Annotated in this window: 14 protein-coding genes; 8 read left to right on the forward strand and 6 right to left on the reverse strand. The window is 34.9% G+C overall.

The window, feature by feature from the left end; genetic code table 11:
• The 4 genes from BUR19_RS09590 to BUR19_RS09605 are packed head-to-tail and all read right to left on the reverse strand — an operon-like array spanning position 1 to position 12,747.
• The gene (locus tag BUR19_RS09590) at positions 1-3,753 is read right to left on the reverse strand and encodes a DUF6443 domain-containing protein (protein ID WP_083600723.1); all 3,753 of its coding nucleotides are present in this window, start codon (positions 3,751-3,753) and stop codon (positions 1-3) included.
• 8 nt (positions 3,754-3,761) lie between these two features.
• Complete coding sequence (locus BUR19_RS09595; protein WP_074235118.1) at positions 3,762-7,427, reverse strand: DUF5977 domain-containing protein; 3,666 nt, start codon at positions 7,425-7,427, stop codon at positions 3,762-3,764.
• A gap of 24 nt (positions 7,428-7,451) precedes the next feature.
• Complete coding sequence (locus BUR19_RS09600) at positions 7,452-11,036, reverse strand: DUF5977 domain-containing protein (RefSeq protein ID WP_139297302.1); 3,585 nt, start codon at positions 11,034-11,036, stop codon at positions 7,452-7,454.
• 7 nt (positions 11,037-11,043) lie between these two features.
• The gene (locus tag BUR19_RS09605) at positions 11,044-12,747 is read right to left on the reverse strand and encodes a T9SS type A sorting domain-containing protein (RefSeq protein ID WP_074235120.1); all 1,704 of its coding nucleotides are present in this window, start codon (positions 12,745-12,747) and stop codon (positions 11,044-11,046) included.
• Positions 12,748-13,168: 421 nt separating this feature from the next.
• On the opposite strand from BUR19_RS09605, the gene BUR19_RS09610 reads away from it, so the two are divergent.
• Together BUR19_RS09610 and BUR19_RS09615 are read left to right on the forward strand one after the other, a co-directional pair.
• Complete coding sequence (locus tag BUR19_RS09610; RefSeq protein WP_074235121.1) at positions 13,169-13,732, forward strand: Crp/Fnr family transcriptional regulator; 564 nt, start codon at positions 13,169-13,171, stop codon at positions 13,730-13,732.
• Between the two features lie 82 nt (positions 13,733-13,814).
• Entirely contained in the window at positions 13,815-14,339 is a 525-nt protein-coding gene (locus BUR19_RS09615; protein ID WP_074235122.1) for a GNAT family N-acetyltransferase, read from the forward strand.
• A gap of 263 nt (positions 14,340-14,602) precedes the next feature.
• Here the strand turns inward: BUR19_RS09615 and BUR19_RS09620 are convergent, their stop codons facing one another.
• Complete coding sequence (locus BUR19_RS09620; RefSeq protein ID WP_074235123.1) at positions 14,603-15,376, reverse strand: SDR family oxidoreductase; 774 nt, start codon at positions 15,374-15,376, stop codon at positions 14,603-14,605.
• A 118-nt stretch (positions 15,377-15,494) separates the two neighbouring features.
• Between BUR19_RS09620 and BUR19_RS09625 the strand changes: the two genes are divergently transcribed.
• The 3 genes from BUR19_RS09625 to BUR19_RS09635 are packed head-to-tail and all read left to right on the forward strand — an operon-like array spanning position 15,495 to position 17,016.
• Positions 15,495-15,821 (forward strand): winged helix-turn-helix transcriptional regulator, encoded by a 327-nt coding sequence (locus tag BUR19_RS09625; protein WP_074235628.1) that lies wholly within the window; start codon positions 15,495-15,497, stop codon positions 15,819-15,821.
• Positions 15,822-15,835: 14 nt separating this feature from the next.
• Positions 15,836-16,600 carry a helix-turn-helix domain-containing protein gene (locus BUR19_RS09630; protein ID WP_074235124.1) on the forward strand — a complete coding sequence of 255 codons (765 nt, stop codon included), beginning with the start codon at positions 15,836-15,838 and terminating at the stop codon, positions 16,598-16,600.
• A gap of 29 nt (positions 16,601-16,629) precedes the next feature.
• A complete protein-coding gene (locus BUR19_RS09635; RefSeq protein WP_074235125.1) occupies positions 16,630-17,016 on the forward strand; it encodes a VOC family protein in 387 nt (128 codons plus the stop codon).
• 101 nt (positions 17,017-17,117) lie between these two features.
• Here the strand turns inward: BUR19_RS09635 and BUR19_RS09640 are convergent, their stop codons facing one another.
• A complete protein-coding gene (locus BUR19_RS09640; protein ID WP_074235126.1) occupies positions 17,118-17,897 on the reverse strand; it encodes an AraC family transcriptional regulator in 780 nt (259 codons plus the stop codon).
• Positions 17,898-17,985: 88 nt separating this feature from the next.
• Between BUR19_RS09640 and BUR19_RS09645 the strand changes: the two genes are divergently transcribed.
• From BUR19_RS09645 to BUR19_RS09655, 3 genes are read left to right on the forward strand one after another with little or no spacing between them, the layout of a single operon-like run.
• Complete coding sequence (locus BUR19_RS09645; RefSeq protein ID WP_074235127.1) at positions 17,986-18,246, forward strand: hypothetical protein; 261 nt, start codon at positions 17,986-17,988, stop codon at positions 18,244-18,246.
• On the forward strand, positions 18,233-19,567 hold the full coding sequence (locus tag BUR19_RS09650; protein ID WP_074235128.1) for a TolC family protein: 1,335 nt from the start codon (positions 18,233-18,235) through the stop codon (positions 19,565-19,567). The genes BUR19_RS09645 and BUR19_RS09650 overlap by 14 nt, the downstream gene beginning before the upstream one ends.
• Before the next feature lie 10 nt (positions 19,568-19,577).
• Positions 19,578-20,627 carry an HlyD family secretion protein gene (locus tag BUR19_RS09655; protein WP_074235129.1) on the forward strand — a complete coding sequence of 350 codons (1,050 nt, stop codon included), beginning with the start codon at positions 19,578-19,580 and terminating at the stop codon, positions 20,625-20,627.
• Positions 20,628-20,687: the final 60 nt, after the last annotated feature.

Genomic DNA, 20,687 nt, shown 5'->3' on the forward strand with positions numbered 1-20,687 from the left:
TTATTTTTTCCAAGAGTTTTTAATACTATCTATTTTCGTTCTTGCAAACGGATTATTATTGTTATAAAAATGACTGCTGTAGCCAGCATCAATATTTGTAGGTATCTTCATCATCATCGTAGTATCTTGCGACCTAAAATATCCATTTTCTAGTTTTGACCCAATTGGGAATGTTATTGGAACAAGGCTGTCTAGTGCTTTTGTAGTTGATGAACCACCAAAGAGTGAAGCAAAACCAGCTGCGTTTACTTCTGCCCCTAATAATTTATCCGCAAACGACATATTTAAATCTAATTTACCAAAAGCTAAACTATTGAGCATTCCTGCAAAATATCCTCCCGTACTTGACGAAGTGTCTTTTCCTCTCCTAAAAAACTGATTATTTCCTGGTTGAAAACTTCCTCCATCTAATTGAGGAAAATTATCACTCTTACTTGTAAAGAAATCCTTAATAGAACTAAACCAACCGCCTCCTGTAGTTCCGCTTACGGCAATTCCTCCTGGTGTTGTAAAATCTCCAGCTACAGAGCCACCATTTGCATCAGTTACAGAACCATCTGCATTTAATGAATATGCCAAAGATGATTCTCCAGTAAGAGGATTTACGTTATTAATCTCGCCTGTCACACTTACACCACCGTTAAGGTGTTCATATTTGCCAGAAGCAATAGCCTCTTGAGTTGTGTTAACATTTGGATCATAAGTAACAGTTTGTTTTCCATCGATTAATTGAGGAATCCAACCCTCATTCTGCATCCCATCAGGGTCTATAAACATTATCGGATTATTGTAAGCATAGGTATAGGTAGACCAACGTCTTGAAGTTTCCGCCAACGGATCGACCACTCCCCATCTTCCAATATCAGCCATATACATCCTCGCGCCGTAATCATACATCCCCGTCTCTTGCAACTCCTTCCCGTTGTACTTGTAGTTTCTGTAAGTTGCACTCGGGTTGAAAACTGATGACACACTGCCAACAGGATTGATAAAGTTCAACCCAAACGGATAGTAGTCATTCCTGTCCTCCATAAATAGATCATTGTTGGCATCCCTCCCAAAATTCTGGCGGGTATTGCCCAAATGATCCTTGTACTGGTAAATATACCTAAAATTATCAAAATCGTAAAACCCTTCCGCCGTGGCAAAAAAGTTGGGTTTTGTTTCAACCATCTCAACTGGTCCTCCCGGATCCACGATTACCTTATCCGCCAGTTCAAATGCTTCTCTCTGACCTGCCACAGACATCTCTTCCGCAGCCGGTGTTTCCTGAAGTGCCATTATTATATCTGGTGAATAAGGTGTCGTATAGACAAAGCCATCCAGATACCACGTTTCAATATTGAAACCATTCACCTCAAAGTTCTTGTGAACCTTAACACCATCCGCCCTGTAAGTGTAGGTCACAGGCTGATTGTTCTTAACAATAACCTGAGGAAGGTTAAGGTAGTTGTAAGTGATATTCTGCGTAATTCCTCTGTCCGGCATTGTCAGCATATTACCATTACTGTCATAGGTGTTGATGCCGCCACCTCCGGGATACCCGCTCGAATTGGCAACGCCTCCTTCATTATCGGTGATCTTCTGAAGCCTGTTGCTTAACTCATTATTTTCGTAATAATATTTCAGGTTATCAACCGGATTAAAAGCTGTCCCTGTTTTTGGTCTCGCATTACGCTTAAGGCTTTTGATGTTCCCGTTGATGTCGTACGTCAGCTCTTCATTAAAAAACTTGGAATCGGTTGTTGTTGTTTCATTGAAGGTTTTGTAGTTGCCTTTTCTCAGTCTGTTCAGGTCATCATACGTATATTCGTAACGCTGATAATTGTTTGCACCATAGGTCCAGTCAACCTCAGAGATATTCCCGTTGTACTTTTTAATCGTGGTATTGGCAGGATCATTATACTTGAGCTTATATGAAAACAATTTCCCCGTATCCAGCTTCCCGTCATTAGTCAGATTGATTCCCGTCATCCAGCCTCTGATGTTGTAGCTGTACTTGATGGTTTGCAACGGTGGCAGGACTTCTGTAAAATTAGCATCAGACCTTGCGCCTACTTTTTTAGTGTCAAGTCTGCCCAACGCGTCATAAGTATTGTCTGCCAGTAATTCTTTTGGCGATTTTCCTTCCACTTCGTGGTAGTGTTTTTTGAGACGGTTCTGGTGGTCATACACAAAGTCCTCTATAATATGAATAGGCTGCTCTCCAGTCTTCTTATTATGCCAGGTCTCGGAATGGGTTACCACACCTGCAAAATCAAGCTTCATCTCAACCCTTGTTTTTCCGTTCAGATGATTGATACTGGTAGTCCCAATCACCCTGCCCCTGTCATCGTAGTAGCTGTAGTTCTTCGTCCACTTATCATCATTGATATTCTTCACCATTGTTGCTAGCGGAAGGGATTTGGTCGATCGTCCTAAGCCGTCATAAGCTGCCAAAAGTATTTGTTCATTCTGGATTTTATTATTGATAGGATAAGGTGTCCCTGACGGATATGTATCGTAATAATTGACGGAAAGGTAGGACTCCATGTCATAGAAATAGTTCCGGCTGTAATAGATCTGCAGACCATTCTTTGTGTATCCGGTATCATTCCTTTCCTCGGTGATGACCATATCCTTTATCAGATCCTGAGCTTGAGCCCTGTTGCCATAAGGATGAAAGCCGGTACAGATAACTCTCCCGAATTTGTCGTATTTGGTGATCAACCATTTGGCTCCGTTCTCAGGTTTTCTCATCTCGGAGTCCTGAGTCATTATCAAACGGTCAGCTTTATCATAAACCATATACTCCCATCCTTTACCTGGGAGCTTCTTCTCCACCAACCTGTTCTGACCATCATAATTATACTGATAGCAGAGATTGGTAACGATGGCATTATTACCATCACCCGGGTTGATGATCGTCTGAACTGAGTTGGCTCGAAAATCAGCCGATGCCAATGGTGAGATTACAAATGCCAGCTGATTATACTCATTGTATACATAATATGTGTCAACATTCTGTCCGGCCGGCTGCGGTGCTGCTAAAGCTCCCATATCCGCTGGTTCGGCAACACTTAATCCCCCAATCACTTTTCTGACCATTAGCACCTGTCCTTCCCCATTCTTAAATTCATAGGTCGTATTTCCATCCTCATCTGATACTTTATTCCTGTAAAGTGTGGAAGCTGCATAAAAACCATTCACACTTAAAGCACTTGTGTAAAATGCTCCTCCGGAAGTTGAAGTCGTCGTTGAAAACTTTAGGACATCAACGCTGCTATTCGTCTGATAAGCATAATTGACAGGATGGCTCTGCCAGTCATTTCCAGGCTGGATCTGCTGCTCTATCCTGTCCAATGGGGAATTCTCCAAAACTTTCTCTGAGTAAATCTTCTCCGAGCCATACACGGCGGGGTTGCTAGCATTATCCAATGGCGCAGTAAAAATACTACCATTAGCAGAAAAGGTCTGGGGTACCGGAAGGTAATCCCTAACCTGTCTCCCAAAGCCGTCATATTCGATGTGAGTAGCAACATCATTCCCCTGAGGATTACCTTTAATCGATATCGTCTGCTTTGGACGACCCAATCCGTCAAAATAAGTAATCCCTTGAGTCTGTTTAACAGAAGTACTACTTGTTGTTGTTTCGTCGAGATACTGTCTGCTGTATGTATAATTCTCTTTATCAGATACTCCTGATGGCAAAACCACCTGACAATAAAAATGGCAATAAAGTATTAACCCTATTAATATGTTTAGCTTTTTCATAGTTATAGTTATTTTGTATAATTAAATATAATTGTAATAGGGGGAATAAATGTACTAGGATTAACCGTACCCGAGGTTAATTTTATTAAGACATCCCCATCTGTTTTACAGATAATATCCCACGATTTTCCCGCTAAAGAGTAGACTCTATTAATTTCGGTTAAAGGTCTACAGGTTGGATTTGGAATTCTTCCTATTAGTGTGAAATTTGACCAATTAACATTGATATTCTGAGGGGAAAATGTTAACTGAAAGTCCACATTATTTTCATTCATCTTTATCGATTTAGTCAAAACATTACCACTTGGGATTATAGAGTTTTGTATAAAGCCACAATCTATGACGGTACTACAAGTTCCATAGATATTAGCTGCATTCTGACCATTGGCATTAATATCGGCTTGAGCTAGTGCATCGGCATGTCCCTGGCTTTCATAAGATGAATATGTATTAGCCGGAACTACATACGTATAGCTGCCTCCGACCGAATTAGAACCACAGTTGTTCCTCGTAAACGACTGCTCTCTTCTTGAATTATAAAATTTCCTTGGTGCATAATTATAATTAAACTCCTTAATAATATTTCCGTTTTTATCTCGCTCTCTGATTTCTTTTAATCTTCCTTGATTATCATAGAGATAAACTTCCCTTACACCGCTTGGCGGGGTTATACTTCTCACTCCTATCAAAGGGTCATAGGTATAAGTAGTAATCTGAAAATTGGCGTTGCGCGGATCTTTTCTGAAATTATCAAGAATACTCAATAATGATGACTCATCATTTCCAGGCACTTGCGTACCATCATCAGTAGACGCATTAACAATACTGTCAATTAAGTCTTGAGGGACATCTGTAGGCAATGGATTATTACTGTTAGGATCCGGATATGTACCACCAACAACCTTAGCTATTGGCTGTGTATCACTATACCCCCATATGATTATATTTGAAACTCCCTCTTTTGTTCTGTATTGAAGAAGATTACCCTTAAAATCATACTTTTCAAACACAACTTTATTTTGAAAACTATTATTTAAGATATTGTAGTCTAAAATAGATGTTGGCTTGAAGTTTTGTGAATTTTCGTATGAGGTAGATTGTCTGGAGATAAATTTGCCATTTTTAGTAATAATAGTTTGATATGGTATTGATAGAATATTATTGTTATATAAATTGGCAATATCTGAAGTATATACATAACCCTCTGAAATATTATCCCCAGATATCATACTGGTGGATTTTAAACTTAATAGATTAAGATTATTATAAGTATAATTTGTAGTACTTGTAAGCTCTTTATTCTGTATATATTCTGTGGTCTTCTTAGATAATAATCTGCTCTCTTTATAGTACAACGGAAAATAACTAAAAGAACTTATCGGGGTAGGAGCTAAATAATAACCCGTACTGTTATCACCATAAACATTATAAAAAATATTGTGATTTAGAGCTAAAGAACTACCATAAAATTCATAATTATCAGGGAATACATTCTCATAAATTAGGGAGTCTTTTTTTATTAAAACATCATCACCTGTATAATATTCCACTTCTTTGACAGTGCCATTATCTTGGAAATTATTATTCTTTATAGTAGGTATAAATACAGGAATATTGTCATCCATTAATTCTTTTCTGATATCTTCGTTATTAAAATAAGTAGTAACTATTTTACCCTTTGTGCTACCATTTTCGTCAACTTCTCTCTTTGTCACCTTGGAATATCCTAAAATATTACCAGATGATAAAGGCGATACATTATTATCGGAATTGGCTAAAGTAGATTTTATTTGATATGAATATACGTTAAAAATCCCTTGCAACAGTACAAGGGTCGAAGCAGTCATATATCGGTAATCTTTGAATAAATCTAACGGGTTAATTGATTTGCCCCCTTCGTAATCAAACACTGTAGAGCCCAATAATGAAGCATCGTTACCATAAGTAGATTGTTTTTTTAGTCTGAGACCCTGCCCTTGGGTAATTGAAGAAGTGTTTTCAAAAAGATTATCCGCTGAATTCAATTCATATTCATAAGTACTATAGCCTTTGGTAGGATAAATGATTTTGGTTAGAACTCCTGACTTGGCATTTACTAAGCTACTGGTTTTAACATTATTATTATAGTCATTGTTGATAGGAACATTGACATTAAAGTCTGTAGGTTTTGCAAATAAAGTATTATTGGATGTTTGACCATTGAAATTACCCCAGTAATCAACCGCAAATGAATCTTTGTTTACTAAAAAAGTTTCATCGTAAACAAAATTGTAGGAATCAGAATTATTGATTAGTATAGAGTTAAGTTTCAATCTTTTTGAAAGCTGATCATTTGTAATATTATTATAATCAAAACCAACCCCTAGGAGTTGAGCTCTATCCTTTACTGTAATACTACCTTTTGAATCAAAATAACTATAGTCAAACTTAATGTTTTTGACTATATTATTTTTAAAAGTCAATGTCATTTCATCCAACTTCTTAGAAGATGGATAATCAACCCGAGAAGAATTACTAAAAACCAGTTTTCCAAAATTGCCTTCGATTTGCTTTAGATTTAAAATTTTCGATTGATATAAGTTAGTATTTGATGAGTTAGGAACAGTAAATGGTTGGCTTAGGGCATTACCATAATAGGGAGCGGTAAATGGCACTGGACTAAATTTAAAATAATCATGTTTATAAACCCTGTAATGGCAACTAGCTATTGGTCCACTCAAATACCCGTCAGCTAACTCAAAATCATAGGAAGTTGTTGAAGATAGATAACTAGTGTAATTCAAGCTTTGTGTATATGTGGGAATATTCACAACATCTGTATTTTCATCATAGCTAAAGTTCACAAGATTATTGTTTTTGTCAGTAATTGAGGTCAGATAAAAATCTCTTCCGCTAAAACTCGTTGATAATCCATATTCTGTGAATTTACTAAAATAGTATTCGATACCTTTTGGATCAATAATCTTAAATTTATTCTGATTATCGTACGAAATTAAATATCCTTTTTTATTCAGACTTTTAAAAGTTGGCGAAAAAGTATATGGCATCTGACTAACAGTCTGAAAATTAGATGTTACAAAATAAATTTTCTCTCCAAATAAGTTGCAAACAAATAGATCGGGCGAAGTATCATATTCGCTGAAATCAGAATTAAACATCTTCATCTTACCATCAACAGGAAGCATATTTTTTATGGTTTTGAAATAAGTAAACTTATCTCTACCTACAGATTGTAAATTTATAGGAATATCATTTTCGCATAACTTTATAGGATTTCTCTGAGATGGTGGGGTACTATCATACATAAAACTCAGTTTTAACTTGTAATATGAATTTAAATCATCATAGCCTCCCAATATGGTCTGTGAAATTGTTGGTAATCCTATCACCCATCCCAACCCTACATTTGACGCCTCATCTCTTGCCCTAACACCGTTTCCTGCAATATATTGTAAATTTATAGGAATATCTATATCTCCATCCTTAATATTTATTAATGGAATAGATGGATTATTTGAACCCGTATACTCCGAGTTCTGAACAGATCCAAATTTTTCGAAAATATAACTAGTCGGCGACTTTGGTTGGTTATCATAATAATAGTTAAAATCTTTATTCTGACCCTTAAGATTTTGGATACCAATTGTTATTATTATTAATATAATTATTCTCATTATTATTATTTGGTATAGCATTATTTAATTTAAAGGATAGCTGATCTCAATATTGTAAGTTGTATTATTAGGAACACCACTTACACCTAAACCTTCTAATTTTTTTACAAGAAGCTCACCGTTGGCTTTAACTGATATGCTCCATATAAAACCGCCATTGTAAGAAGTTTTAGTTATTGGAGTAGAAGGAATACAAGATCCATTTATTTTTCCAACAATTACTCCATCGGTGGTCCATGGTCTTCCAACACCGGATGAAAAACTTAACTGAACCCGATAGTCTGTATTCACGACAGAAACACTACCTCCTCCGGTAATATTATTCATCATAGATATACTGCAATTGATATATGTACAAGATCCATATATATTTGCAGTGCTCTGTCCGAAGTTATTTACTTCTGCCTGAGCTTGTTGGTCTGCTGCTGCTTGACTATCATAAGAGGAATATTTATTTTCAGGAACTGTATATATATAACTACCACCAATATAACTAGAGCCACAATTATTTCTGATAAAAGATTGACTTTTCGTCGAATTATAATAAATGATTGGAGCATATTTATATCTATACTCTTTTACTATATTATTTTTTTGATCAAATATTTTTTCCAGTTTATTTGTATTGGTATCGTATTTATAAAATTCTTTCAATCCCGCAGCAGATGTAATACTTCTTACTCCAATCAAAGGGTCATAAGTATATGTGGTAATTTTGAAATTTGCTGTTAAAGGATCTTTTCTAAAATTATCTAGGGCTGTTAATAATTCAGTCTCATCTGTACCCGAAGCCTTTGATGCATCAATATTTGAAGCATCAACAATAGTAGTGATCAAACTCTGAGGAACATCTGTTGATTTAGTATTGTTTGGATCTGGATAAGTTGCTCCCTCTACAAATGCAATTGGCTGAGTCTTGTTATAGCCCCATATAATTGTTGCTGTAACACCTTTTTTAGTATACTGCAACAAATTACCGTTAGAGTCATATCTATCATATGTGACATCATCATTTCCAGCAGATCCTGAGATTAAACTTTCAAATAAACTTGATGTAGGATTAAAGTGGTTAGAATCATTATATTGATCAACTTGCTTAAACACTAGCCTCGGCACTTTAGTAATACTTTTTTCAACAATAGTGGAAAGAATATTAGCATTGTAAAACCTTGAATTTTGATGTGAGTATTTATATCCTTCAATTACCTTCTCAGTGGTCGGATAATTTGTTGTTTTACTACTAATTAAATTATAATTATCATAAGTGTAGTCTGTTTTTGTAGATAAAGAATCTCCGTTTATATATTCTATGGTCTCTTTATCTTTTAAAATTGTTTCTGTTGAATAAATAGGGTAATAACCGATTGCCGATCTGTAAAGTGTAAAATAAGCAGGATCTCCGTTCTGTCCAAATGAATTTAGTTTATAATAGTTAAACATTGGGTGAATCATTGTGACACCATAAAAAAATTGTGAATTTTGTAACGAATAACTGTATTTCTCTTCTCGTATTTTAATAAAATTATCAAAAGTACTAATATTCAATATTGTACCATTTTCAAGTTTATTACCTTTTACTGAAGGTAAAAAAATTGGTCTAGTGTAGCTTGATGTACTATAATGAATGTCTTCATTGTTAGAGTAAGTGGTTTCCGTCTTACCTTTTACATTATTATTAATATCTACTTCTCTTTTTATAACTTTTTGATAGCCAACTCCACTTCCCGATGATAAAGAAAAAGTATTATTAATTGAACTCGAGTACATTGCTACAAACTGGGCTTGTAATGTTTTTACTACCGGCCGGCCGGCACAATCACCAATTGCCACAAATTCTTCGGCTTTATCCTGTCTTATATTATGAATAGGATTAGGGGTAAGTCCTCCCTCATATTCAAAACGAATACTACCTAATGGATTGTTATTAATATCAAAATTCTTTTGTTCCGATAATCTTAGTCCATTCCCTTTATTATATTTATAATTATTAAACTGATAAAATAAATTAGATGCCTCATTGAGCTCATAAATAAATTTTGAATAACCCTTAGTAGGATATTGTATCTTTTCCAAAATAGCACTTTTAGTATAATTGAGATCAGAATTTTTCTTATTATTATTTATTTCAGTAATAGGAATAGAAATACTATAATTGAAATCACTCGGATTTAAATGAGCTGTTTTATTATTAAATCCTCCATTCGAGTAGCCCCAATAATCCGTTGCAAAAGAATACTTTGGAGGTAATAAGGTCTCATTGTATGAGAAAATATATTTTTCTTCGTTTTTCTTTTGTAAAGATATTAGCTTAAGTCTTTTGTTCCTTTCCTGGTTATAGGAATTATTAATAAGGTTAGTTGCATCAACTGTTTGCGGAAGAAAATAATCATAATTAAATTGGCATTCATCAATTATGATATTATTATTAGTTAATAAAGTGATTTTGTCTAATTTTTTTGTTGCGAAATCAGTTCTATCAGAATAAGTCAATATCAATTTTCCATTATTTCCCGTGATAGATGTTGGGTACAAATATCTCTGTTGCGAAGTTGCATTACTAATACTATTATTAGAAAAAGTATTTAATCCTCCAAATCTATTTGGATTAGGAACTGGAGCTGGATCATTAACAGCAAAAGCTTCTAAATCTCCCGAAGTTCCTTGATTACAGTAATTTTGATTAAGATTAGTTGTATAATTTAAAAACCAAGAATTTGAATATTGATTTGTGACTATATCTGTACTATTATAAGTAAATGAGATTATATTATTATTTATATCTTTAATTTCACTTAATAAAAAATTTCTTCCATTAGCTTTTATGAGACTTCCGTTAGTATATTGCCCAATATCTTCTATATCATTAAATCTGTAAATAAAACCTTTTGAATCTTTTATTGTAAATCCTTCGGAGGTTTTCTTTATACTATAACCTTTTTTATTTAATGATGTAAAATAGATTGAATCATAATTATTAAAAGTGTAATTATCGAAATTTGAGATTACAAATTCTACTTTTTCACCAAAGAGATTTAAAATGAAAACATCCTGTTGCATATCAACATAATTAAAATCTGAATAGAGACTTGTAAAGCTTCCGTTTCTAGGAACATTATTATTAGTTGCCATAAAGTATCCATATGTATCAAATGATGGGAATTGATTAAAATTGGTTGGGCCATTCTCTAACGGAAAATTACTTGGATATGATAATGTAGATTTTGCAAAATCCAGTCGATATCTTTTAGCGTTAGAAAAATCATCATAGCCATATATACTTTGAACAATTGTTGGAAAAGATATTAACCATCCCAACCCTACGTATCCTGCTTCGTCAGTTACTTTTATTCCATTCCCAGATATATAATTTAAGTTTATAGGAACACTTAACTGTCCTGATTTCAAATTGAATAAATTTATACTTGGGCTATTAGCACCAGAATATTCACTATTCTGTACATTTCCATATTTTAAAAACATCTCACTTGACGGAGATTTGGGAGGCTCAGGAAAATAATAATTTGAATAATTCGCCTGTCCATAAAATAAAGTAAAAGATATAAATATTGAGAGTGAGAAAAGCTTTACATAAGTATTTTTTGTTTTCATAGTATTTTTACTCTTTCACGATTTTAGTAGTTAGTTTTTTGTTTGGCTGTGTTGGGATATTAGCTTTGATGATGTAAACACCCTGTGGTAATTTTGCAGTGTTTACCTTCGTTACCTTGTTCTTCGTGTGTAGCTGCTGGATAACCTTGCCAGCCATATCATACAAATAGATATCTGCACTGTCAAAGTCCAATCCGATTTCTACATAACAGTAGTCTTTTACAGGATTCGGATAAATCTGGATATCCTTCTGCTCCATCAGATTCTCCACATCCCCATCCAACAGCTTCACAACTTTCCAACTCTCCTTGCCCATTTCCTCTGCACTCGTCCCTGCCAAAATATAAGAGCCGTCTCTGTTCAGTATTGCACTTGTTAGCCTCTCCTCTTTCTTTTTGTCCTTGCCTTCTACATACTTTCTCCAGACTTCTTTACCATTCTTATCGATGTATAACATCCAGAATGTCTCGTCATTACTTTGAACTTTACCCTCAGCCTGTGTAAAACCTCCAATCAAAAAACCTTTCGTTGTCTCCTGATTATTACTTGTTGTTTCTTTGATGGTGTTTATGGACATCAAAACATCTCTATTTTTGAAGTTATAAGACTGCTGCCACTGCTCATTCCCATCTTCATCCAATGTAAGTACCCACAGGTCTGTTCCTTCCTCCAGCTTCGCTCTCTTGTTACCGGATGTTTGTGATCTGCTTTCTCCTCCAATAATGTAACCTGAATCACTTAATGCCATTGTCCGGATATGATCATCTTCACTTCCACCGAAGTTCTTCTCCCACTGAACGACTCCATTCTTATCCAGCTTTACAATCCAATAGTCCCCTTCTCCATAATTCCTATCTGTCTTGCCATAAAAATTAACATCATAGGATTCTGAATTTTGTTTATCTGAATTCGATTCAGCATTATTGGACGGATTATTTGAGGAAGATTCAGAATTACTGTTTTGTGTTAATGATGTACTCAGATCTTTAGAATTGATTTTAGATTTTGATGGACCTTCATAAATACCGCTTCTGGAATAGATGCCCATCAACACACCTCCATCTTTTGTAGGAATCACTTTTTCCACTTCATCCAGACCATTGCCGCCCAAAATAAGCTGGCTGATAATCTTTCCTGTTTTATCCAGCTTTGTTACAAAAACATCTTTAGATCCATATCCTAATTTGGGATGATTGGTTGACCCTGCAACAACATAACCTTCGTCTGTTGTCTGGGTTACACTTCTGGCTTCTTCGCTGTATCTGGTTCCGATGGTCTTCTGCCATTCTTCTTCACCGTTCTCATCAATCTTAATGATCCAGATATCAGAAGAACCGTTGGATTTATCTTTTTTATCCAATGCCAATGAAGAATAAGAAGTTCCTGCTAGTAAAAATCCACCTTCCCTTGTGGAAACGGTGGAACTGAGATAGTCGTGCTGATTACCTGAGAAATATTTTTCCCAGACTTTTTGACCTTGCTGATCTAATTTGAGAATATGATAATCGTAGCCTTTGTTTTGATTGTTGCCTGCTGGACTTTGATTCTTTTGGATGGAGGAACCAGAAACTAAGTATTGTCCGTCTAGAGTAACTGCAAGTCCAGATAGGAAATCCTGATTACCTGATTCAACATTTTTTTGCCAGCTTACTTTTTGGGCATGTAGTAATCCAATTGCAAGGATTCCCACACTTATGCAGAGTTTTTTCATTGGTTAATTTTTCGTTGTTAAATTAGTAACATTTTAACAAACTTTAAAATATTTCTAAATGTTTTTTATTATGTTAAATAGAAGTAAACTACTAATAACAAGATTTTCTATGCGGATTATCCATTCAGGCAGGCACAAGGAAAATGGCAATCAATTCCTTGAAAACAATAAAAAAGCAGATTGATGAAAGCTTGAAAACTTTTTGCGGAGGCTCCGGGATCTCTGATTCTGGATACCCAAAAAGATTTTTTTCAGCAGTGACAACGGAATAGATTTGCTATGGAAAATCTGTTAGCCTTATAAGAAATCATAACAGTTTAAAAATGATCTGCTTATCGGAGATCCACAAACTGAAGATTACAAGGCATCATAAATTTGTATCTTTGAATATTGGTAAACCTACATCCACTTAATAATCGTAATGGATATCGAACAAATACTTGACAGAATCTATCCCTTGTCAGAATCTTCTAAGCAGATACTCAAAAGCCACATCACTGAACTCAATTTTCCTAAAAATCATGTGATCATCCAACAGGATAAAAGTGAAAAAAATTTTTACTTTATCAAAAATGGAATCGCCAGAACATATATTCAAAATGATGGTGATGAAACTACATTTTCCTTTGGGAAAGAAGGAGATACCATCATTTCTTTCAAAAGTTATATTGCCAATGAGAATGGCTATGAGAGTGTTGAACTGCTGGAAGATTGTACAGTTTACAAACTCAATACACAAAACCTGCGAAAGTTATACAGTGAAAACATAGAAATCGCCAATTGGGGAATCAAGTTTGCGGAAAATTTGCTTTTAAGGGCAGAAGACAGATTGCTGGCAAGACATTTTGGAAATGCTGCAGACCGGTATGAACTGTTGCTAAAAAACTTTCCCAACTTATTACAAAGAGTTCAGCTAGGATATATTGCCTCTTATTTAGGGATCACACAAGTGAGCTTAAGCCGAATCAGAGCTAACATAAAATAGTACTATTTTTTTATCATTTGTTAAATTATTACTGATAAAGAATGGGGAGTTTTGTCTGCAGAAAATCATAAGAACAGACAAAATGCAGGATATACAACTAAGAAAAGCAGAAAACAAAGATCTTATCAGCCTACAAAAAATTGGAAAGCTTACATTTTCCGAAACATTTTCTTCGGACAACAGCGAAGAAAATTTGAAATCATATCTTGAAACTGCATTCTCAACAGAGAAAGTCAAAGGCGAACTATCAGATGAAAATTCAGAATTTTATTTTGCAGAGACTGAAAATGAAATCATCGGTTACTTAAAAGTCAACTACGGAGATTCACAAACTGAGATCAAAAGTAACAAAGCACTTGAAATTGAAAGAATCTACGTATTGAGAGAGTTTCATGGAAAAACGGTCGGGCAAATACTTTATGAAAAAGCCATTGAACTGGCTAAGGCCATCAATGTAGATTTTGTATGGCTGGGTGTTTGGGAACAAAACCCAAGAGCAATTCGTTTCTATGAAAAAAATGGATTTAAAGCATTTGACAAACATATATTCAGATTAGGAAACGACGAGCAAACTGACATTATGATGAAACTGGTGCTGAAAAATTAGTGGCTAATGCAGTAATAAAGATAGCTCATAAATTCAAGCCACCAGCAAACTTGCCATAGGTAATAATCATTTTAAAGAGTAGTTGACCCTTTTTCAAAGAAGGCTAACAAATCAAAGCAAGAATATATTAATCAATTTTTTCACTTCAGTTATTGGCGGCTATAAATAAAAAGCATTGATCTGACATTGTAGTCTAATCAATGCTTCCCTAAGTTAAATGCTATAAACCCGAAGGTATCGCTGATAATTTGTAATAACCTAAATCACACAGTTGGTGCTGCACCACCATCTACAGAAATATTAGCTCCAGTAATATATTGAGCTTCCGAAGAGGCAAGAAATGCAACTGTGTTGGCTATCTCCTCAGGTTCTGACATTCTTCCTAACGGAACCCCAACGGTATCAATAATACTTTGAAAAATTTCCTCAAAACTCGATCCTGACTTCTGAGCAATATTTTCTACGAACTCATTCATCAATGGTGTTCTGACAACACCAGGAGAAACAATGTTCACTCTGATTCCTTTGGATCCTAATTCATTAGCCAATGCTTTGCTGTAAGCATTCAAGGCAGCCTTAGCAGATGAATAGGACATCGTCATGTCCCAGATCGGTTGCTTTGCAGCGCCTGTGGAGATATTGATTATCGACCCTTCTTTTTGCTGAAGCATGGTGGGTAATAGCGCTTTATTGACACGAACAACGGACATAAAATTCAGTTCCCAGTCCTTGAACCAATCCTCATCTTCTAATATGCTGAAACCACCTCCGGGACCTAGATTGGCTCCGGCATTATTAACAATAATGTCTATTCTTCCATACTTTTCCAATATCTCCTTGGCAATATTTTCCGCACTATCAGCCTTGGTAAGGTCAGCGGCAATAAAATGGTGGTCATCAGATTGGTCTTTTGCTTCTGTACGCGCAGTTGTTACGACTATCGCTCCGCTTGCACCCAATTTGTCAGCAATAGATTTGCCTATTCCTTTAGTACCACCTGTGACCAGTGCTACTTTTCCTTTTAAAGAATCATACATAATAGATCATATTTTAAGATTAAGTTGCAAATCTATTTCCATTACTTTACTTTTGCAAGTAGTTACACGATTGTATACTATAGACATCGCTGTCACTTTAATTGACAATCAATTATTTATGAACAAAGAAAAAATTGAAAAACCGGAAAATAAATGTGAGCTTCAGAAAATCCTGGACATTATCGGAGGAAAATGGTCGATGTCAATTATTTATGCGCTGATCCCTGAAAAGAGACGTTTCAAAGAATTGGAAAGAATAATACCCGGAATAAGTACAAGGATGCTTGTCAAGGAACTGAAGAATATGGAAGAAAACGGCATTGTAACCCGTACAGCTTTTGCCACTGTTCCACCAACTGTTGAATATAATTTAACTGCTAAAGGAAAGAAACTGGATCCTATCATTAATGATCTTTATCAATGGGGATTGGAATATATCAATTAGCATGCTGATTAAAAATGTATTTCCCAATAAATAAATTAGAATATATCTGTATTCAACCCGATGAACCACTAACAAATATTGTGGAAAGTATCTGGATGGTAAAAAACCATTCTGATGAAGAAAAAGAAGGAATTATAGTTCCCGATGGAAAAATAGATTTATTTCTGTTAGCCGATGAAAATGGAAATTTTGAAATTTTCGTTTCCGGATTATGTTCTGCTCCCATCACTAAACCTCCATTTCCCAAATCTACAATGTTTGCAATCAGCTTTTATCCCATCGCTGCCGAATATATTTTCAAACAATCTTTTGCGGATTTAAATAACATGAAGAAAACATTTCCGACAGATTACTGGGGATTTTCAAGAGATGATCTGAACGATTTCAACCAATTTTACCATAAAACTTTTAAGATCATTTCTTCGTTATTATCTAAAGAAATAGACGACAGAAAAAAGAAATTATTTAAACTCATTCATGCTTCTAAAGGAGAAATTACTGTAAAAGAACTTGAAGAAAATGTTTTTTGGAGTAGCAGACAAATGAACCGTTATTTCCATAAATGGTTAGGCGTAACGCTTAAAACATATCTAAATATTATTCGTTTCTCCAACTCATTAAAACAACTAAAAAATGGGGATTTCTACCCTCAACTAGATTATGCTGACCAATCTCATTTTATAAGGGAAGTGAAAAAGTTTGCAGGAGTAAAACCAATTATCTTAAATAAAAACGAAAACGACCGATTTATCCAATTTAGCCTGATGCCTGACAAGTAATTTTGCTCTATAACTAAAACAAGAACAAAATGAATTTAAACCACATCAACATCGTTGTACAAAATGTAAATAAAGCTGTAAATTTATTTACAAAACATTTAGGTTTTAGTTTAATTGTCAATCGAAACAACAAAATGGCAGTTCTGGAAAACGACCATAATTTTGCATTAGTTGTTTGGGGACAGGAATTAAACCATAAGGAAAATATGCCTGAATATCCGGAGAATTTCCACATTGGATTTTATCAGAATGATGAGCAAGCAGTTTGGGATATCTATGAAAAGTTAAAAACAGAAGCTGACTTACAATTTGAAAGTGAACCTAAGAAAATCAGGAGTACGTTCGGTTTCTATTTCTTTTTTGAGAAGTTGATCATAGAAATAAGTGTTAATCCATTTAAGGATAATATTGCATAACATAGCTAGCAGCCGCCTGTAGACCACTGAATTTAAGATCACGTAAATAAGAATCACTACCTCTATTTTAGGGATAGACAGGACGACTACGTTTGTCCTTCTTATTTGGTTTTAAATTCAGTAGGTCTCATATTTGTCAGTTGCTGAAAATTATTGCTAAAAGCAGATATGTTCGAATAACCGATTTCATAGGCTATCTCGGTCATGTTAAGATCTGTATCTTTTATCAATTCCATCGCTCTGATAATACGCAGCATCTTTAAGTATTGAACAAAAGTGATATGCAATTTCGTTTGGAATAATCTGGTCAGACTTCTCACACTCATTCCTGATTGCTGAGCAATACTATCTAAACTTAGATTTTCATTTAACCGATTTCTAAAACTGTCGATTATGGCATTGAGCCTTTGATCGTCCGTTGTAGGAAGTTGAATGGAGAATTTTTTGAGGTTTTCCTTTGATAATACATTCTTAAGCGTGGATAGAAATTCAAATTCCCACGAACCTTTGTAATAATCACCTTGCCATTTCTCACTAAATAAGAGCATCTCTGCCAGAAGCTTACTCACGGGATAGATACCCAGTTCATCATAAAATCCACTCGCCTTTCCTTCTGGAAAGTAAATATTGATAATGTACAAATCCTGTGTATTAAACATCAGATTGTGCGGATAATTTTTTGGTATCCATATGTAATGGTTAGATGGGATATAGAAATCCTTTTCGTCTGTTTGCAAGTAAGCAATTCCACCATAAACCAATAATAACTGAGCCTTATCGTGCTGATGAGCAGGTAGACGCTGTTCCATCTGTTGTCGCATCACGAGGATTGAATCGGGATTGTGATCCACACTACTTATTAATTGACTAAGTATCTCCATGTGGCCAAATTTAGTAAATATTAGGCTAATTATATAAAATTTAAGCTAGCTGTGTTGAATAATTTTGCTGTATTAATAGTACCATATCATGAGACATAAAATCATAAAACCCGACAAAGATTTTGAACATGAAACACAAGTGAAAAAATCTGAACATCAATTACCTCGTCCAAATAAAGAAATTGATAAAGCCAACATTTACTGGCTGTCTTGTGCTTATTCCAGCCTCTTTATGCCAATGATAGATTTAAGTTTTGCTTTTGATGAGTTGAAAAAGATGCTAAAACAATGGTTAATAAAAAGAAAGAAACCAATCATTTATAAAAACAAAACCAATGAAACAATATAAAACAGTTTCGATTTTGAGCATACTGATGCTGTTATTTGCACCCTCTATTTATGCTCAACATACAGAAAAAGTCCAATCTTTAAGTTTGGAAGAAATATGGAAAGTTGCAGAAATGAATAATCGACAACTGAAACTATACGACCTAAATCATCAGCAAAGTACAATAGAAATATTGGAAGCCAAAGACCGTTTGTTACCGGAACTTTCGGTAGGAGCAGACCTAAAACTCAATTCTAAATTTCTGATCTATGACAATGGATTATTCTCTTCTCCACAGGATGTGGCTGTAAAAGGCTATGGGTACGGCGTAGGCTACAACTTAAATTTTAATCTTTACAATGGCGGTAAAGACAAAAGGAGCATCGTCATCAAAAAGGAAGAAGAAACACGAAAACAATATGAACTGGATCTCCAAAAGCATAGCGTAAAATATGATGTCGCAATTGCTTATTTTGATTTATACAAATTTTTACATTTCTATGATTTTCTTAATGCAGAGACTGAAGCAGAAAAAAAGCAATTGAGATTAATAGAAAGTCTGCATAAAAACGGCACCGTACTAAAGAGTGATGTACTGAGAATCTCTGTGAAATTGTCTCAACTGGAACTTAGTCTTTCCGACGTTAAGAAGAAGATTGAGATCGCTAAACAACGGCTCAATATACTGATGGGGCGTAAAAATGATGCTGAATTAACAATACAACCCGAAGATATAATTGAATTAAACGCTATCACAGACGGTGACTATAATGATTATGTAGACATCGCTTTCAACAAATCTCCAGAATACAAAATAGCCATTAGTGACATCAAATGGAGTGAACTGAACGTAAAACAAATGAAAGCTACGATATTGCCTAAAGTTTCTTTGTACTCTAATTATAATTACAACTATCCTCAAATTTCCTTTTATCCGTACTCAAACGATTTGTGGGGATTTGGTCAGACAGGAATTAAAGTCCAATATTCTATCGATAATTTGTACAAAAGCAAACATACCATTGCTCGTGCCCAAGTTGTCAGCAGTCAGGCTAAAGAAAAAGCTGAAATGAAGAAGGACGAAATCTATCTTCAGGTAAGAGAAGTTTATTTACAGCAACAGCAGGCTTTGGAGAGTGTGGAAACGGCAGAGCATAATATCATTAAAACTACCGAAACAGTTCGTGTTATCAGAAGCAGCTACCTAAATCAGGAATCACTACTGACCGACCTTTTGGAAGCAGAAAACGCTTTATTGGAAGCAAAATTCAATCTGACAACAGCGCAAACAAATGTAAAAGTAACCCATATCAGACTATTAGCAATCATAGGAATTCTTTAATACAACTATTATGAACAAAAATAAAACAGATAAAATTATTGTAAACCTAACCAAATGGTTGGGAATTGCATTATTCGTAGGGATCATTATTTGGGGAGCTACCTATTTCTTAAATGGATATCACTTTGAACAGACTAATGATGCACAGGTAGATGCTTATCTCTCACCGATAAATGCAAAAGTGGGCGGCTATATCAGCAAAATATACTACAAGGACAATCAACTTGTTAAAAAAGGTGATACACTTGTGGTAATTGAATTGGACGAGTATGGACTGAAAAAAGATGCTGCATCAGCGGAACTCATGAGTTCACACGCCAAATTACCGATTTTGACGGCGAACGAAGAAACGCAACTTAAAAGTATTGAGGTTATAAAAGCACAATTGGAAGGAGCTAAAGCGAGATTGAATCAACAGCAAAAAGAATTTGACCGTTATAAAAATCTACTGTCAGATGAATCTACCACACAACAAAAATTCGACAACATTAGTGCTTCTTTATCCATTGCACAGTCAGATTATGATCAGGCGAAAGCTTCTTTACAAGTAGCAGAATCTAAACTTAATGATTTTAGAGCTCAAAATAATGCTATAAAGGCAGAGATAAAAATTAAAGAAACACTTGTTCAAAGACAGGAATTGGACATCAGATATACGTTTATCACTGCACCTTTTGACGGACAAATTGGTAAAAAGACAATTCAGGAGGGTCAACTGATACAACCCGGGCAAACATTGGCTTTTTTGGTGAACAAAGCCGAGGAAAAATGGGTGATTGCTAATTTTAAAGAAACACAGATTGGCAAATTCAAGATCGGACAAGCAGTATCCATAGAAGTTGATGCCTTTCCGAATGAAAAATTCAATGGTACTATCGAATCACTTTCGCCGACCACAGGTTCACGTTACTCATTGTTACCTCCAGATAATGCTACAGGTAATTTTGTGAAGATCATCCAACGGATTCCTGTAAGAATTAAACTGATCGATATGCCTGAAAAATTACGAAAACTTTCTGCCGGAATGAATGCCAATGTTTATGTTTTAAAAAAGAAATGATGCAAGCACATAAAATACCGATCTTCAAATCCTGGGTATCCGAATGGGTGGCGAGATCCG

The organism is Epilithonimonas zeae (assembly GCF_900141765.1).
Classification (GTDB): Bacteria; Bacteroidota; Bacteroidia; order Flavobacteriales; family Weeksellaceae; genus Epilithonimonas; species Epilithonimonas zeae.

Coding starts and splice junctions, on each gene's coding strand:
- BUR19_RS09590 (WP_083600723.1), bottom strand. CDS start 3,753: ATGAAAAAGCTAAACATATTAATAGGGTTAATACTTTATTGCCATTTT.
- BUR19_RS09595 (WP_074235118.1), bottom strand. CDS start 7,427: ATGAGAATAATTATATTAATAATAATAACAATTGGTATCCAAAATCTT.
- BUR19_RS09600 (WP_139297302.1), bottom strand. CDS start 11,036: ATGAAAACAAAAAATACTTATGTAAAGCTTTTCTCACTCTCAATATTT.
- BUR19_RS09605 (WP_074235120.1), bottom strand. CDS start 12,747: ATGAAAAAACTCTGCATAAGTGTGGGAATCCTTGCAATTGGATTACTA.
- BUR19_RS09610 (WP_074235121.1), top strand. CDS start 13,169: ATGGATATCGAACAAATACTTGACAGAATCTATCCCTTGTCAGAATCT.
- BUR19_RS09615 (WP_074235122.1), top strand. CDS start 13,815: ATGCAGGATATACAACTAAGAAAAGCAGAAAACAAAGATCTTATCAGC.
- BUR19_RS09620 (WP_074235123.1), bottom strand. CDS start 15,376: ATGTATGATTCTTTAAAAGGAAAAGTAGCACTGGTCACAGGTGGTACT.
- BUR19_RS09625 (WP_074235628.1), top strand. CDS start 15,495: ATGAACAAAGAAAAAATTGAAAAACCGGAAAATAAATGTGAGCTTCAG.
- BUR19_RS09630 (WP_074235124.1), top strand. CDS start 15,836: ATGTATTTCCCAATAAATAAATTAGAATATATCTGTATTCAACCCGAT.
- BUR19_RS09635 (WP_074235125.1), top strand. CDS start 16,630: ATGAATTTAAACCACATCAACATCGTTGTACAAAATGTAAATAAAGCT.
- BUR19_RS09640 (WP_074235126.1), bottom strand. CDS start 17,897: ATGGAGATACTTAGTCAATTAATAAGTAGTGTGGATCACAATCCCGAT.
- BUR19_RS09645 (WP_074235127.1), top strand. CDS start 17,986: ATGAGACATAAAATCATAAAACCCGACAAAGATTTTGAACATGAAACA.
- BUR19_RS09650 (WP_074235128.1), top strand. CDS start 18,233: ATGAAACAATATAAAACAGTTTCGATTTTGAGCATACTGATGCTGTTA.
- BUR19_RS09655 (WP_074235129.1), top strand. CDS start 19,578: ATGAACAAAAATAAAACAGATAAAATTATTGTAAACCTAACCAAATGG.